Source organism: Paraburkholderia phymatum STM815, assembly GCF_000020045.1.
Lineage (GTDB): Bacteria > Pseudomonadota > Gammaproteobacteria > Burkholderiales > Burkholderiaceae > Paraburkholderia > Paraburkholderia phymatum.
In genome coordinates, this window is the sequence record NC_010625.1 from 1,274,450 (window position 1) to 1,288,031 (window position 13,582).

Annotated in this window: 13 protein-coding genes; 9 read left to right on the forward strand and 4 right to left on the reverse strand. The window is 61.3% G+C overall.

The window, feature by feature from the left end; all coding sequences use genetic code 11:
* The first annotated feature begins 40 nt into the window (after positions 1-40).
* The 8 genes from BPHY_RS33240 (at position 41) to BPHY_RS33275 (ending at position 7,186) form a co-directional block, all read left to right on the forward strand.
* Entirely contained in the window at positions 41-982 is a 942-nt protein-coding gene (locus BPHY_RS33240; RefSeq protein WP_012405860.1) for a LysR family transcriptional regulator, read from the forward strand.
* 354 nt (positions 983-1,336) lie between these two features.
* On the forward strand, positions 1,337-2,170 hold the full coding sequence (locus tag BPHY_RS33245; RefSeq protein ID WP_012405861.1) for an ABC transporter substrate-binding protein: 834 nt from the start codon (positions 1,337-1,339) through the stop codon (positions 2,168-2,170).
* 55 nt (positions 2,171-2,225) lie between these two features.
* A complete protein-coding gene (locus tag BPHY_RS33250; RefSeq protein WP_041766241.1) occupies positions 2,226-2,945 on the forward strand; it encodes an amino acid ABC transporter permease in 720 nt (239 codons plus the stop codon).
* 22 nt (positions 2,946-2,967) lie between these two features.
* A complete protein-coding gene (locus BPHY_RS33255) occupies positions 2,968-3,615 on the forward strand; it encodes an amino acid ABC transporter permease (RefSeq protein ID WP_012405863.1) in 648 nt (215 codons plus the stop codon).
* Positions 3,612-4,364, forward strand: coding sequence for an amino acid ABC transporter ATP-binding protein (locus BPHY_RS33260; protein ID WP_012405864.1), 753 nt, complete (start codon positions 3,612-3,614; stop codon positions 4,362-4,364). Before BPHY_RS33255 ends, BPHY_RS33260 begins: the two co-directional genes overlap by 4 nt.
* Before the next feature lie 107 nt (positions 4,365-4,471).
* Positions 4,472-5,245: an IclR family transcriptional regulator gene (locus BPHY_RS33265; protein ID WP_012405865.1), complete on the forward strand. Its 774-nt coding sequence runs from the start codon at positions 4,472-4,474 to the stop codon at positions 5,243-5,245.
* Positions 5,246-5,433: 188 nt separating this feature from the next.
* Positions 5,434-6,072, forward strand: a complete 639-nt coding sequence (locus tag BPHY_RS33270; RefSeq protein WP_012405866.1) for an isochorismatase family cysteine hydrolase — start codon at positions 5,434-5,436, stop codon at positions 6,070-6,072.
* 265 nt (positions 6,073-6,337) lie between these two features.
* Entirely contained in the window at positions 6,338-7,186 is an 849-nt protein-coding gene (locus BPHY_RS33275; protein ID WP_012405867.1) for a hypothetical protein, read from the forward strand.
* A 189-nt stretch (positions 7,187-7,375) separates the two neighbouring features.
* On the opposite strand, the gene BPHY_RS33280 is transcribed toward BPHY_RS33275, so the two are convergent.
* The 3 genes from BPHY_RS33280 to BPHY_RS33290 form a co-directional block, all read right to left on the reverse strand.
* Positions 7,376-9,358, reverse strand: a complete 1,983-nt coding sequence (locus tag BPHY_RS33280) for an SMP-30/gluconolactonase/LRE family protein (protein ID WP_012405868.1) — start codon at positions 9,356-9,358, stop codon at positions 7,376-7,378.
* 358 nt (positions 9,359-9,716) lie between these two features.
* Positions 9,717-10,844 (reverse strand): aminotransferase class V-fold PLP-dependent enzyme, encoded by a 1,128-nt coding sequence (locus tag BPHY_RS33285; RefSeq protein ID WP_012405869.1) that lies wholly within the window; start codon positions 10,842-10,844, stop codon positions 9,717-9,719.
* 283 nt (positions 10,845-11,127) lie between these two features.
* Complete coding sequence (locus BPHY_RS33290; RefSeq protein WP_012405870.1) at positions 11,128-12,012, reverse strand: LysR family transcriptional regulator; 885 nt, start codon at positions 12,010-12,012, stop codon at positions 11,128-11,130.
* Between the two features lie 135 nt (positions 12,013-12,147).
* Here BPHY_RS33290 and argC point away from each other — a divergent pair, with 135 nt between their 5' ends.
* Positions 12,148-13,077 carry an N-acetyl-gamma-glutamyl-phosphate reductase gene (gene argC / locus BPHY_RS33295; RefSeq protein WP_012405871.1) on the forward strand — a complete coding sequence of 310 codons (930 nt, stop codon included), beginning with the start codon at positions 12,148-12,150 and terminating at the stop codon, positions 13,075-13,077.
* A gap of 47 nt (positions 13,078-13,124) precedes the next feature.
* Here the strand turns inward: argC and BPHY_RS33300 are convergent, their stop codons facing one another.
* On the reverse strand, positions 13,125-13,544 hold the full coding sequence (locus tag BPHY_RS33300; protein ID WP_012405872.1) for a hypothetical protein: 420 nt from the start codon (positions 13,542-13,544) through the stop codon (positions 13,125-13,127).
* Between the last annotated feature and the right edge of the window lie 38 nt (positions 13,545-13,582).

Below are 13,582 nucleotides of genomic sequence, written 5' to 3' on the forward strand. Positions count from 1 at the left end.
CATTAGCCGCCGTGATAACCCGCTTTCGAATCGCCGCACCATGGACCTCAAGCAAATCCAGTATTTCATCGCGTTGTTCGAAGACGGATCGGTGACGCGCGCAGCCAAGCGGCTCAACATCGTGCAGCCGGCGCTCAGCATGCAGATCGCCAAACTGGAAGAGGAACTGCATCAGCAACTGTTCGAGCGCGGCGCGCACGGAATGGCACCGACGGCCGCGGGCCGCCTGATGTACCGCCTCTTTCTGCCCATCATGCGCGACCTCGCGCACGCGCGGCAGCAGCTCGTACAGCGCGACGAGATCATCACGGGGCATGTAACGATCGGACTGATCGCATCGGTGACCGAAAGCGTGCTCGCGGATTCGCTGTCGCGCTTTCACGCGCGCTATCCGCATGTCGAAGTGACGGTGGCCGACGGTTATAGTGCAACGTTCATCGACTGGGTGGCGGGCGGGCAACTCGATGCCGCGCTGATCAACAAGCCGCGCGCGCGGCTGTCGCTCGATTCCCAACCGCTGCACGACGAGGAGATGGTGCTTGCGACAAGCGCGGCGCACGGTCCCGACCTGCCTCACTCGATCGAGCTTGCGCAACTGCCTGAACTCGAACTGGTGTTGCCTACCAAGCGCCACGGCTTGCGCGGTGTACTCGATACGGCAGCCCAGCACGAAGATGTGTTGCTCGCGCCGCGCTTCGAGATCGATGTGCTGTCGACCATTGTCGCGCTCGTCGAAAAGACGCGCTTTGCGACGATCCTGCCACGCATCGTGGTTGGGCGTGCGGTGCGCGAAGGCACGTTGCGTGCATATCCCATCCTCGCGCCGCGCATCGTGCGCCACATCGTGCGGGTGAGCCATCCGCGCCGCCCGCTTAGCGCTGCCGCCGAAGCGCTGATCGCGATCATCGCCGACGAATTGCGCCAGGTCTCGACTGCCGCGGACATCGGCGTGCCGCAGGCGTCCAGCGAACCGGCGGGATGACGTTTGCGATTCGGCGCTTCGGTTTGTCATCATTGCCTGGACCCAAACCAGGCTGCTCACCCTCTGCGCGAGTTGCGAGTCGGCCTTGGGAAACATGATTCCGTACGGGTCATAGTCAATCGCCGCAAAGTTGGCGTCGCATCGGCGCTCGCTTGGCCCTGCGCGGCACACGTATACCCGGTTGTCATTCATTTTTTTCCGTGAAACACTCGGTCCCATCTGCTGTGCCGGATTCGATTCCGATATACCGGACACACAGGTCAAGACGCGATCTGCCGGTTTCACGCCTGCGTGCAGCAAAACCGCTTGGGTCGCGAGTCACGTCCAAGATGGGATTCCGCTCAAGGGTCGAAAATGAGACTGTTCAAAGAAAGCGTAAGGTTCGCCTGTTTGTCCGCCGTCGTCGGTCTGCTCGCACTCGCCGGTTGCACCAAGGTCGCAACGCCCGGCCAGGACGCCGCGACAGGCTCGACCTTGCAGGCCGTCCTGCAACGCGGCACGCTGCGTGTGGGCGACTGCCTGACCTTCGCGCCATTCGGCTTCTACGACAAGAGCGGGCAACCGGACGGCTACGACGTCGACCTCGCGAAAGAACTGGCGAAGCAGATGGGCGTGAAGCTCGAAATGGTCAACACGACGAGTGCAAACCGCATTCCGAATCTGCAGACCGCCAAGGTCGACGTGGTGTTCTGCAACTTCACGCGCAATCTCGAGCGTGCAAAGGAAATCGCGTTCACGACGCCTTATGTCGTCGCGAGCGAAGCGCTGCTCGTCAAGAAGAGCAGCGGCATTCAGTCGGTCAAGGACATGTCGGGCCATACGATCGCGACGGTCAAGGGTTCGACGAACGGCGACGAAGTGCGTGCGCTAGGCATCCCCGTGAAGATCCAGGAATTCGACAGCTCGGAAGCGGCCATTCTCGCCGTGAAGCAGGGCCAGGCCGACGCGATGATCGAGGACAACAACTTCCTCGCCTATCAGGCGAAGCTGGACCCGGAGCTGACCGTTACCAACGAAGCCCTCGTGCCGCTCGAATACAACGCGTTCGGTGTGAAGGCTGGCGATCAGGTCTGGCTGAATTACCTGAACCTGTTCCTGTTCAACATCAACGCGTCGAAGCTCAACGCGCAGCTATACACGAAATGGTTCGGCACTGGGCCTCGTTATCCGTTGAACCCGCAGTTCTAAAGCCGAATGCAACCGCGCGGCGCGAACGACAGCCCGACTTTGTGAAGGAATGGCGATGAGTTATCAATGGCTGACCCTGTGGGGCTATGTGCCCGAGTTCTTCCAGGCCGCGTGGCTCACGTTGCAGGTCACGCTGCTCGCATTCTGCGTCGCGCTGATTCTGGGTCTGCTGACAGCGCTCGCGGGCGCTTCGCATCTCGTGCCGCTGCGAGTCGTCTCGCGAGGCTATATCGAGCTGATCCGCAATACGCCCGTTCTGCTGCAGATTTTCATCGTGTTCTTCGGTTTGCCGTCACTGGGTGTGAATCTGAGCGCGTACACGGCGGGCGTGATCGCGCTGGGCGTGAACGTGGGTGCGTATATGGCGGAGGTCTTCCGTGCGGGCATTCAATCGGTACCGCGCGGGCAGATCGAGGCAGCCGGCATACTCGGCCTCGGACGTTCGCAGGTTTTTATCGAAGTCGTGTTGCCTCAAGCCGCGCGTGCCGTGTATCCGGCAATCGTCAACAACCTGATCCAGCTGCTGCTCGGCACGTCGCTGCTGTCGGCAATCGCGTTGCCTGAACTGACAGGCACGGCGACCGTGATCAATGCACGCACGCTGCTCTATATCCAGACGTTCTCGGTCACGCTGATCGCGTATCTGATCCTGAGCAACTGTCTGTCATGGGTCGCGGCGCAGATCGGCGCGCGCGTGTTCCACCCGCCCCTCATGCTGAAGCGCCACACGCGCAAGCGGCTGTGGCTGATTCCGCGTCAGGCGAACCGCACGTGATCCACCGAAGGGAAAACCGCTCATGTCAACCGAACTGCTGACGACCAGCCTGTCGATCCTGCTTCAGGGACTGGTCGCAACCCTGCTGCTTTCCGCGGCATCGATCGTAGGCGGCACGCTGATCGGCCTGCTCGCCGCCGTATTGCGCTCATTCGGGCCGTGGGGCAGCGCGCGCGTCGCGAAGCTCTACACCGAACTGTTTCGCGGCACGCCCGTGCTCATCACGCTGATGTTCATCTACTTCGGCGTGTCGTACTTCGGCTATGCAATCGATGTGTTCGCAGCGGGCGTGGTCGGCTTGAGCGTGTACCAGGGCGCCTATATCGCCGAAGTGTTCCGCTCGGGCATCGAAGCCGTGCCCAAAGGGCAATGGGAAGTCTCGCAGATTCTCGGCCTCGGCAAGATGCAGACGTTCTTCTCGGTCGTGCTGCCGCAGACGGGCAAGATCGTGTTGCCGCCGCTGATCGGGCAGTATCTGTCGTTGATCAAGGACACGTCGATCGTCAGCATGATCGGCATGTCCGAGCTGATGCACGGCGGTCAGGCCATCGTCGACCGCGTCGGCAAGCCGGTCGAAATCTACGGGCTCGTCGCCATACTGTATTTCGTCGTGTGTTTCCCGCTGTCGCAGTGGGTGCGCCACCATGATCGTAGGAGCCTGTTGTCATGACCACCTCCATTGGGTCCAAGCCCGTCATCAACCTGAACGGCGTGAGCAAGTCGTTCGGCGCCACAAAGGTGCTCAAGGAAATCAATCTGCAGGTGCGTCCCGGCGAAGTGCTCGTGCTGATCGGCGCATCAGGTTCAGGCAAGAGCACGGTGCTGCGCATCATGGCCGGCCTGGAAACGGCCGACTCCGGCGAAGTCTGGGTCAACGAAGTTCCGCTGCACGATGTGCGCCGCGCGAAGGAAATCCGCGGCCATGTCGGCATGGTGTTCCAGCAGTTCAATCTGTTTCCGCACAAGACCGCGCTCGGCAACGTGACGCTGGCGCTGATCAAGGCGCGCAAGATGAGTCCCGCCGATGCGCGCAAACGCGCGATGGACGTGCTCGACCGCGTAGGTCTCGCCGATCGCGCCGAACATTATCCGAGCCAGTTGTCGGGCGGTCAGCAGCAGCGGGTAGCGATTGCGCGGGCGCTGGCCGTCGAGCCCGGCATCATGTTCTTCGACGAAGCGACCTCCGCGCTCGACCCGGAACTGGTCGGCGAAGTGACGGAAGTCATGCGCGGTCTTGCGCGCGACGGCATGACGATGGTCGTCGTCACGCACGAGATGGGCTTCGCGCGCAAGACGGCCGATCGCGTCGTATTCATGGACAAAGGCGTGATCGCCGAACAAGGTGTACCGGAGGATATCTTCGTCGCGCCGCAGAACGAACGGACAAAGCAGTTCCTGCATCGCGTGCTCGATCATTGATGCCCGGTTTCCGCTAAACTCGCGCCGCGGGAAACAAGGGCCACGCACGAACGGCGACAACAACACGAGAACGAACTGCGATCCTTATCGCCGACGGAGTCCACGGAATGTCTGCACCAGAATCGTCACGCGCCCGGGGAGTGGACCGCGTGATCGGGATTTTTAGGGAACTGCATACGGCGCGGCGTCCGCTGACGATGCGCGAGCTGATCGAGGCGACGCGCGCGCCGCGCTCGAGCGTCTACGAACTGGTCACGATTCTCACGGAGGCGGGTTGGCTCGAAACGGCAGCCGACGGCAGCGTGTTCTTCGGGCGCGAGATGCATTACTACGGCGCCGATTACGCGATGCACAACGATCTCATCAGCCGTGCACATCAGACCATCCTCGGTCTCGTGCGCAAGTATGACGAGACCACGCAACTGTGCATGCTCGAGGGCAACAAGTACACGGTGGTGCTCTCGGAAAATAGCGCGCGCCCGTTCAACATCACGTCGGATATCGGCGTGAAGGTGCCGATTCCGTGGACGGCGACGGGCCGCCTGTTGCTCGGGCATCTGACCGACGACGATGTGCGTGCGCTCATTCCGGACGAAGATTACGTGCTGGACGACGGTCGCCACATCGGGTTCGACGACTTCATGCGCGACGTGCGCCATGCGGCAGCGCAGGGCTATTGCTGCACAGAGGGCCTTTCGATGTCGTTCCGGCTTTGCATGGCGGCACCCGTTCGCGATCGTACCGGCCTGTCCATTGCAGCGCTGTGCTTCATGACAGGACGCGACACCGATTCCAGCAAGCGTGCCGCGATGCTCGACGATCTGATCGCCTCCGCGAAGTCGCTGTCGCAGCCATCCAGCGCCGGCATCCGCGCGCCGTAGGTCAAGTATCATCTCCCTGGGCGCGGAGCGTCGTTCCGACAATGAACGACTCTCTGCGTCCGACGTTCTCTGCTTGCAAATATGAACCGGCTTCGGAAGACAGGAGAATCGTAAATGGAGGCAGTGGCATTGCGAGCGGCTAATGAGCGGGGTCAGTCGTGAATCCGGAAAACGCATGCGATCGCGCAATGGAAATCCCCCTGGATCCAACTGGAGAAGACAACGAGATCCGCGCCGCATCCACGCGACGCATGGCTTCGCCGATTCCGGCAATTGTGCCCGCGCGAACCGCACTTATCGTCATGCACTATCAGACCGACATTCTCGGGCTGTTCCCATCGGTCGCGCCAGCCTTGCTTGCCAATACGCGCAAGCTCTGCGACGCCGCGCGGACCAAAGGCGTCGGCGTTTATTTCGCCAATCTCCGCTTCAGTCCGGGCTACCCGGAAGTCAGTCCGTCGAACAAGAACGGGCAAGGAATCAAGCAGCTCGGTCTGTTCGTCGACGATCAGACCGCGCCCGAATTGGGCCCGCGGGCTGGCGAACCGGTCATCGTCGCGCACCGGGCCAGCGTGTTCTTCGGCACGGATCTGCAGGCACGCCTTCTCGCACAAGGTGTCGATTCGCTGGTGATGGTCGGCATTGCATCGACGGGCGTCGTGCTGTCGTCGGTCGCGTATGCGAGCGACGCGGACTTCCGTCTGTTCACGGTCAAGGATTGCTGCTATGACCCGGATCAGGTGGTACATGAACATCTGTTCTCCACCGCATTCGATTCGCGCACTACGGTGCTCTCGCTCGCAGACGCCCTGCTGCTGCTCGCCTGAGAACGAGTTTCGAGAGCCAGCAGCCGGCCATTTCGAGGACCGGCAAGGGAAAGTGAAGTCCTTGCGCTCATGCGGTCCGAACTCATCGGGCAAGCCGGGGCGCATTCTGACGGCGGCCCACGCAGTCTCCCAGGCGCAAGGGTCGGCGTTTTTTGAGCGCGAATCAGGTTTCGGTTGGCAAGCGCACGATGTGCAGTGAATGGTGTTTGACTGTCACTCGAGACGTTGTACGATTTGCCATCAATAACCCTAAAGGGAGGGCCTCATGGATGAAAGCTTGAGGCACACGTTGGCGAGCGCGTTTGTGGCTACAGGCTGTCTGCTGTCGTCAGCAGCGCACGCGTACAGTGCAGCCGAGGACGCCGACGCCCAGGATCGGGAAGTGAAAGCTGCCTATGATCGCGGCTACAAGGCAGCCAAAGAGGAACTCGCGCGCGAAGCCGCCACGAAGAGCGTTGCCGCTACGTCATCTCCCGACACCGCAGTGCCCGGGGCAAAAGCGGTGTCCAATGCGCCTCGCAAACCCATACTCGACATCAAGCACGTCTACAGCGAGACAAGCGACATCGAAACCGTGCAGGAAGTGCCTGTCACGTCGACGCCGTTGCCAGAAAATAAAGGCACGCAGTCTGCCGCGCCCCATGCCGCTCGCTTCAGGCAACCGCAGTCTGTCGCGCGTCGCGCTTCACCCGCATCAAGCGATGATTGGATCGAATCCGGCACGCCGCAAGCCAGGCAACCGGTTCAACGCCCCAGCGCGCAGGCCAGGAGTGCCGCTGTCGTGCGGCCGACGGGACGTGTGCAGCAAGAGGACACGGCGTCCCGCGAAGAGCTGGCGGAAGACGACGGCTATGACCCGGAAATGCCGCGCGAGGCGCGGGTTTATTCGACTCAACCGCAGTATGCAAGGCCCCGCGCGCAGTACGCGCCGCCACCCGTGGTGATCCGCTCGACACCCCAGGCATATGGCTACGGGCAGCCGCCAACCTATTCGACCGCCCGCCCGTACGCTTATTACGCGCCAGGCAATGCGTCGTACGACGGGTATCGGCCGTCGCCCTATGCCGGCCGATGGTACTGGTCGCCGGAATATGGACGCTGGCTGTACTACTGATCGCCCCAACCATCCGCGACGGGCTATGTCAGCTTCAGCTCCCGCACGATCCAGTCGGGCCCGATTGCGCGAATTCATCCACGCTGCGCCCCGCCAGGGTCAGCACCTCGAGGCAGCGTTGGGTCAGCAATGGATTTGTCGAACGGAACCCTAACGGAACCGTTACGGTTCCATCCCGGCCGTGCTGCGTCACTTCACGTTGAATGGCGACACCCACATCGTCTTCGCCGCACTCGCCGCTGTGTCAGCGGCAGGCGGGGTCCAGCGATACAGAACAATGCTCGCGTCGTTGTAGTTGTCCTTCGTGACTTCGTACTCACCCGTCGAACGGCGGTATGCCCGAACTCCATACATGGAGTCCACGTCGTTGCCCACGTCGACATTGTTCGAATTGCTATTGACGAACGTGGCATCGAGCTTTCCTGTCGTGAGATTGAACGCGTCGATATTCGGCACGGTATGCACATAGCCCACAAACAGATAATTGCCGGCTGCCGCAATGGATTTCGGGTTCGCGCTCGTGAGGTTGATCACCGGTTGCGGCACGGTCCTGTTGCCGGCCAGCCAGCCGCGATACACCTCGACTCGCGATCCAACGGCCGTCCAGTCCGTACTGCCCGTCGTTCCTTGCGTCAGGATCATTGTGTCGCTCTCAGGCAAGTAGATGATCCGGGTCAATTGCGTAATCGTGCCCGGGATCGGCATCGCAATCGCGGCTCCCCAGATGGGTTTGCCGTTCGCGTCGAAGCCGGTCAGCGGATAGTGCGAAATGACGTGAGTCTTGTCGAGACCCGCCCAGATATCGCCTTTGCTATCCAGGCAGAAGCCATTGCGAACTTTCGCAGCCGTACCGAACGCCGTTCCCGGCAACGTGCTGTCGGGAATCGCAATGTATCCGCTCGTCCGGTCGAAGTGGAAGAAGTAAAACGTGTCGGGATTCTGGCTCGCCGCGACGAGTATCCTGTGTCCGCCCACGCTGGCGAGTTGGGCGAAATGTTCTCCGCGTTCGTGGTCGGCGAGATTAATGCGCGGATCGGACGGATACGTGATCGGATCGATCGTGTTCGCGATGTAGTTGCCTCCCACGGTGCCCGGATAGATGTTCACTCCGCCGTAGAAGATGGCGCCGTCGGTGGCCGGGTCGGGTACCCCATTTCCTTCGAAGTTCACCGATTGAAGCTGCCAGCGCAGAACGCCGCCGGCGTCGTATGCGTGAATGTCGGTGCCGCCGTTGCGGCCGAGATCCCACGATCCGCCCCACGGGTTGTTCAGCACGAACAGGTTGCGCGCCGAATCCCTGCCGATTCCGGTGACACGCGTGAAGCGCCTGTCGCCCACCTGTCCCTTGATGCCGGTGACCGGGTTAAGGTAGCCGCCTTGAACACCAAACGTACCGGCTGCACGAGGTGCGCCGGACACGTCGTAGATCTTGATGTTCATATCCGGACCCTCGTCGCCGATCCACAGCCGCCCGCCGATGGAGTCGAAGAATAGCGAAACGGGTTGCGCTTTCGCCGGCAACTGGATGGTATTGCCGCGTTCGCCGGTCGGGCGAAACTGGAGCACGTCGCCCATGCTTTGTCGCGCGACCCAGATATTGCCGCCTGCGTCGAGTGCAAGCGCGCCCGGCGCTTCGACGCCGATATCGCGCAGCCAGACACCGGACGTCGTGAATACGCGCACACGGTTGCCTGGGAAATCGCTCGCGTAAAGCAGCGAGCCGGACGTCGCCAGCCCAGTGACGACATCGGCGAGGCGTTCGGTGGTCGTGGCGCTGACCGGGATCAGCAGATCGCGTGTGCGGCTCGTCCGGTCGTACCGGCCAACCGTGCCGCTTCCATACGTGGCGTTGAACTGCAGCGCCGCGAACAGCGAGGTCGAATTACCCGTGATCGCCCCGCCCTGAAACTCGCCGTGCCCGCCGATCGATCCGATGTTCCGTCCGTTCTGATAGATCGCGATGCCGCCTTCGTTCTCGTCCCACATGGACGCGGTATAGATCACGCCTTCCGGTGCCACCCACATCGAGCGGGCCACGTTGCCTACCCGGGTCGTGGCCGTGCCATGCGTGTTGGCCATCCAGCCGGTCGAGTACTGCGCGTCGCAAACGGACGGAACTGCCGCGCTCAGCACGAGCGCGACGAAAGCATGACAGAAACGTTTGACGCACATGACGGAGGTGTCTTCTCGATTACACGCCGTGCAATACAGGCGTCCATGAAGCGGTGTTGCCAGCCCTGGCAAACTTGCGGTCCGAGCCCACGCCGATCCGAACCTGCGCGTCGAATTGGCGTGAGATGTCGAACGGGTTAACGGCGATGCGCGACGCGAGTTAAGCGGTTTTTCGACGGGCCTATAAGAATGACGCCTTGCGTTCGCGTTGGTCGTCGAGATTGTCGGCGATCCAGGTCTTCGGCGACCAAGGAATGTCTCGAGACCAAATTGTCCCATAGCCACTCCGGCAGGTCCCGAGCCTTCCGCCAATGCGTTTGCACTGGCGAGCCATGCGCACCTGCTGCACAAAGGTGCGCTAGCGAATACTGTTCAACGCCTTGGCAAATCTGGCCACCGAGCCTTCGACGTCATGGAGCTTGTCCAGGCCAAACAGTCCAATGCGGAAGGTCTTGAAATCTTCAGGCTCGTCAACCTGAAGGGGAACGCCGGGAGCGATCTGCAAGCCGGCATCCGCGAATTTCTTGCCGGATCGGATGCCGTCGTCGTCCGTGTAGCTGACCACGACGCCCGGAGCCTGAAAACCTTCAGCCGCCACGCTTTTGAAACCTGCGTCATTCAAGAGTGCGCGAATGCGCTTGCCGAGCTCGAGCTGTTCCACTCTCACTTTGTCGAAGCCATATGCCTCGGTTTCCATCATGACGTCGCGCAGCGTCGCGAGACTGTCAGTGGGCATCGTCGCGTGGTACGCGAACCCGCCGTTTTCGTAGGCTTCCATAATCTGCAGCCATTTGCGCAGATCGCAAGAGAAACTGGTGCTGGTCGTTGCGTCGATCCTTTCACGGGCGAGCGGGCTAAGCATAACCAGCGCACAGCAAGGTGACGCGCTCCATCCTTTTTGCGGTGCGCTGATCAGAATATCGACGCCACTGGCCTGCATGTCCACCCAGATCGTGCCGGAGGCGATGCAATCCAGTACAAACATCCCGCCGACGGCATGAACGGCGTCGGCGACCTCGCGCAAGTAGTCATCGGGCAGCATCATCCCCGATGCCGTTTCGACATGCGGTGCAAAGACCAGATCCGGTTTGTTTTCCTTGATCGCGGCGACCACTTCTTCGATGGGAGCCGGCGCATAGGCGGCCTGTCTTCCTTCTTCGACGGGGCGCGCCTTCAACACGATCGATTCGGACGGAATGCCTCCCATGTCGAAAATCTGCGACCAGCGGTAGCTGAACCAGCCGTTGCGGATGACGAGACATTTTCTGTTCGTCGCGAACTGCCGGGCAACCGCTTCCATACCGAACGTCCCGCTACCGGGGACGATCGCGACCGACTTCGCGTTGTAGACTTTCTTCAGGGCGTCGGATATATCGCGCATGACGCCTTGAAAAAGGTGCGACATATGATTGATCGATCGGTCGGTGTAAACGACTGAATATTCGAGGAGCCCCTCGCGGTCGACATCGGGAAGTAAACCTGGCACCTTCGCCTCCGGTAATGGACAAGTAAAAGAACGGCAAACCCGCAAACCGATTCTAACGAAAGCCAGCTGCAACCGCATCGGCAAGACGTTGCCCTTACCTGTCGTGCACGTTTCGGCATGGACCGTCTCGTCGAGTCACACCGGCAGCGAATATTCCAGCGGCGCCGAGCGGCTCGACTATGAACTTTCGCGGGAGCGTGGTTCAAAATGAACCGATACACACGTCTTGCGGCGCGCAACAAGTGCACAAGCGAAGACGCCCTAAAGCGGTAAATGACAACGCTTAAGTCAGGCGCAGATCCCACAACACATCAAGCACGTGCTGCGTGGAACGCTCGACATAGCCCGCACGATAAGCAATGCCGAGCCGGCGCCACAACGCCGGGCGTAGTGGACGCATCACAATGCGCTTGTCTGGTAATGGCGTAGTGGCCTCGTGAGGCAACAGCGCTGCGCCGTAACCGGCCGCTACGAGACTCTTGATCGCGTCGTTGAAGTTGAGCTGAATGCGCGGCACTGGATGGTGCCCTGCCGTCGCGAACCACTCCGCAGTCAGACGCGATAGACGCGTCGTCGCGTCATTGAGAATCAGAGGTTGCGCGGCAAGCCACTCAGGCGTGACGCGCGCCGGACACCGCCAATGCGCCGGAACGAAGGCCATCACGGGATCGCGGCGCCAGGGCTTGATCACGAGTCCCACCACCGGCGGCTGAGGCAGTGCGACGAGGCCGACATCCAGCGTTCCATCCGCCAGCCGGGACAGCGTTTCTTGCGACGTGAGCACTGCAATCTGAATGTCGATAGCGGGATGGTGCTGGCGCAGTACCTCGAGCGCTTGCGGCAACAGGTGCGCGATTGCGCCCGTCGACGCACCGAGCCGCGCACGCCCCTCGAGCCCCTGCACCTGGCGTTGAATATCTTCTAACGTCTGCTCGGCATCGGCCAGCAGTCGGCGCGCGCGCTCCACCAGCACCTCGCCTATCGCCGACGGCCTCACTTGTCCACGCTTCCGTGACAGGAGCGGGGCCCCGACGCGTTGTTCGAGTTCAGCGATGTGCAGGCTGACCGTCGGCGGCGCCAGGTGCAATGCGCGCGCCGCATCGGCAAATGAGCCGCGGTCTGCAATGGCCACCAGCGTGCGCAGGCGGTCCAGACTGATCTCTCGCATGTCGGCTCCCGGATTCAGGAAATCTGAATGTGCAGGTTATGAAATTCAACTTTCTCCATTCTAGCGATCAATGGAACATAGGGCTCCTTCTGCCTGTTTCTCGCGACAACGTATGGCCACCGGAGCATTGCACGTATGAGTTCTCCCATTGTTTTCATCGACGGCGACCAGGGCACCACCGGGTTGCAAATCCACGAACGGCTGCGCAACCGGACCGATCTTCGACTGCTCACGCTTGCCGGTGCGGAACGCAAAGATTCTCGGCGCCGCGCAGAAGCCATCAACGCCTGCGACATCGCCATCCTCTGCTTGCCTGATGCCGCCGCTCGCGAGGCAGTGGACGCCATTGTCAATCCCGCTGTCAGAGTGATCGACGCGAGTTCCGCCCACCGCACACGGCCGGGATGGACATATGGCTTTCCGGAAATGACACGGGGACAGGCTGAGCGCATTGCGAACGCACGCCGTGTCACTAATCCCGGCTGCTATCCGACGGGCGCAATCGGCTTGCTGCGTCCGTTGATGGAGGCAGGGCTCATACCGGACAACTATCCTGTCAGCATTCATGCCGTGTCGGGCTACTCGGGACGCGGGCGTGCCGGTATTGAGGAGCATGAGGGTGAGTGTGCCGCCAACCCGCCTGCATACCAGGTATATGGTCTGGAACTCGCGCACAAGCACACTCCGGAGATCCAGCAGCACGCCGGGCTCGCGCAACGTCCCATCTTCGTGCCTGCGTATGGTGCGTTCCGCCAGGGCATCGTGTTGACGGTGCCCCTCGCGTTGCGGCTGCTGGCACCCGACGTGGACGGCGCCAGGTTACATGCATGCCTCGCCCGCCACTATGCCGAAGCGGACCACGTGCATGTGTCGCCACTGCATGAATCGGGCGTGTTGACACACCTGGATCCGCGAGTACTGAACGGTACGAACGACATGCGCTTAAGCGTCTTTTCCAATATCGAACACGGACAAGTCCTGCTGTCCGCGGTTTTCGATAATCTTGGCAAGGGCGCATCAGGTGCTGCCGTTCAGAACCTCGACCTGATGCTCGCGCGGCCGTAGTCGCCGGACGCCGCGATCGCAGCGCCGGTCACCGCGCGCAGAACGGCTCACGCCCGATGGGCAAGCTTGGCCCATATCCGCGCCCATGTCGCCCGGATACGCCGGGCATGATTTTCGAACAGATACGATGCAACCAGCGTGAGCAGACCCGATATCACGCCCGTTATCACGTGTTCCAAAAAGAGCGGACCGTAGTGATTCGGGTGTGCGTAGGCGTCGCCCAACATCGTCAGAAGACCGACGATCAGCGCATTGCCGTAACGGTTCTTGAACAGCCTGGCTGCTGGCGTGAAGGTCAGAACCACTGCCAGGATTCCGGTGAGAAGACCCGTGTTCAATGCGATCGTCCAGTGGGCAATGCTCATGATGTTGCCCCAGCTCCCAGGCATGCATGTCATGCACGCGCTGGTTGGCTGCCAAAAGCGCTTGATGAACAGCACGGCACGATGCTTCCACTCGCTTGACATCATTCACTCCTGTCGACGATCTCATTGCGGCGGATGCG

Excerpts from the sequence above, each read along its gene's own strand:
- BPHY_RS33240 (WP_012405860.1), top strand. The coding sequence starts at position 41 with ATGGACCTCAAGCAAATCCAGTATTTCATCGCGTTGTTCGAAGACGGA.
- BPHY_RS33245 (WP_012405861.1), top strand. The coding sequence starts at position 1,337 with ATGAGACTGTTCAAAGAAAGCGTAAGGTTCGCCTGTTTGTCCGCCGTC.
- BPHY_RS33250 (WP_041766241.1), top strand. The coding sequence starts at position 2,226 with ATGAGTTATCAATGGCTGACCCTGTGGGGCTATGTGCCCGAGTTCTTC.
- BPHY_RS33255 (WP_012405863.1), top strand. The coding sequence starts at position 2,968 with ATGTCAACCGAACTGCTGACGACCAGCCTGTCGATCCTGCTTCAGGGA.
- BPHY_RS33260 (WP_012405864.1), top strand. The coding sequence starts at position 3,612 with ATGACCACCTCCATTGGGTCCAAGCCCGTCATCAACCTGAACGGCGTG.
- BPHY_RS33265 (WP_012405865.1), top strand. The coding sequence starts at position 4,472 with ATGTCTGCACCAGAATCGTCACGCGCCCGGGGAGTGGACCGCGTGATC.
- BPHY_RS33270 (WP_012405866.1), top strand. The coding sequence starts at position 5,434 with ATGGAAATCCCCCTGGATCCAACTGGAGAAGACAACGAGATCCGCGCC.
- BPHY_RS33275 (WP_012405867.1), top strand. The coding sequence starts at position 6,338 with ATGGATGAAAGCTTGAGGCACACGTTGGCGAGCGCGTTTGTGGCTACA.
- BPHY_RS33280 (WP_012405868.1), bottom strand. The coding sequence starts at position 9,358 with ATGTGCGTCAAACGTTTCTGTCATGCTTTCGTCGCGCTCGTGCTGAGC.
- BPHY_RS33290 (WP_012405870.1), bottom strand. The coding sequence starts at position 12,012 with ATGCGAGAGATCAGTCTGGACCGCCTGCGCACGCTGGTGGCCATTGCA.
- argC (WP_012405871.1), top strand. The coding sequence starts at position 12,148 with ATGAGTTCTCCCATTGTTTTCATCGACGGCGACCAGGGCACCACCGGG.
- BPHY_RS33300 (WP_012405872.1), bottom strand. The coding sequence starts at position 13,544 with ATGTCAAGCGAGTGGAAGCATCGTGCCGTGCTGTTCATCAAGCGCTTT.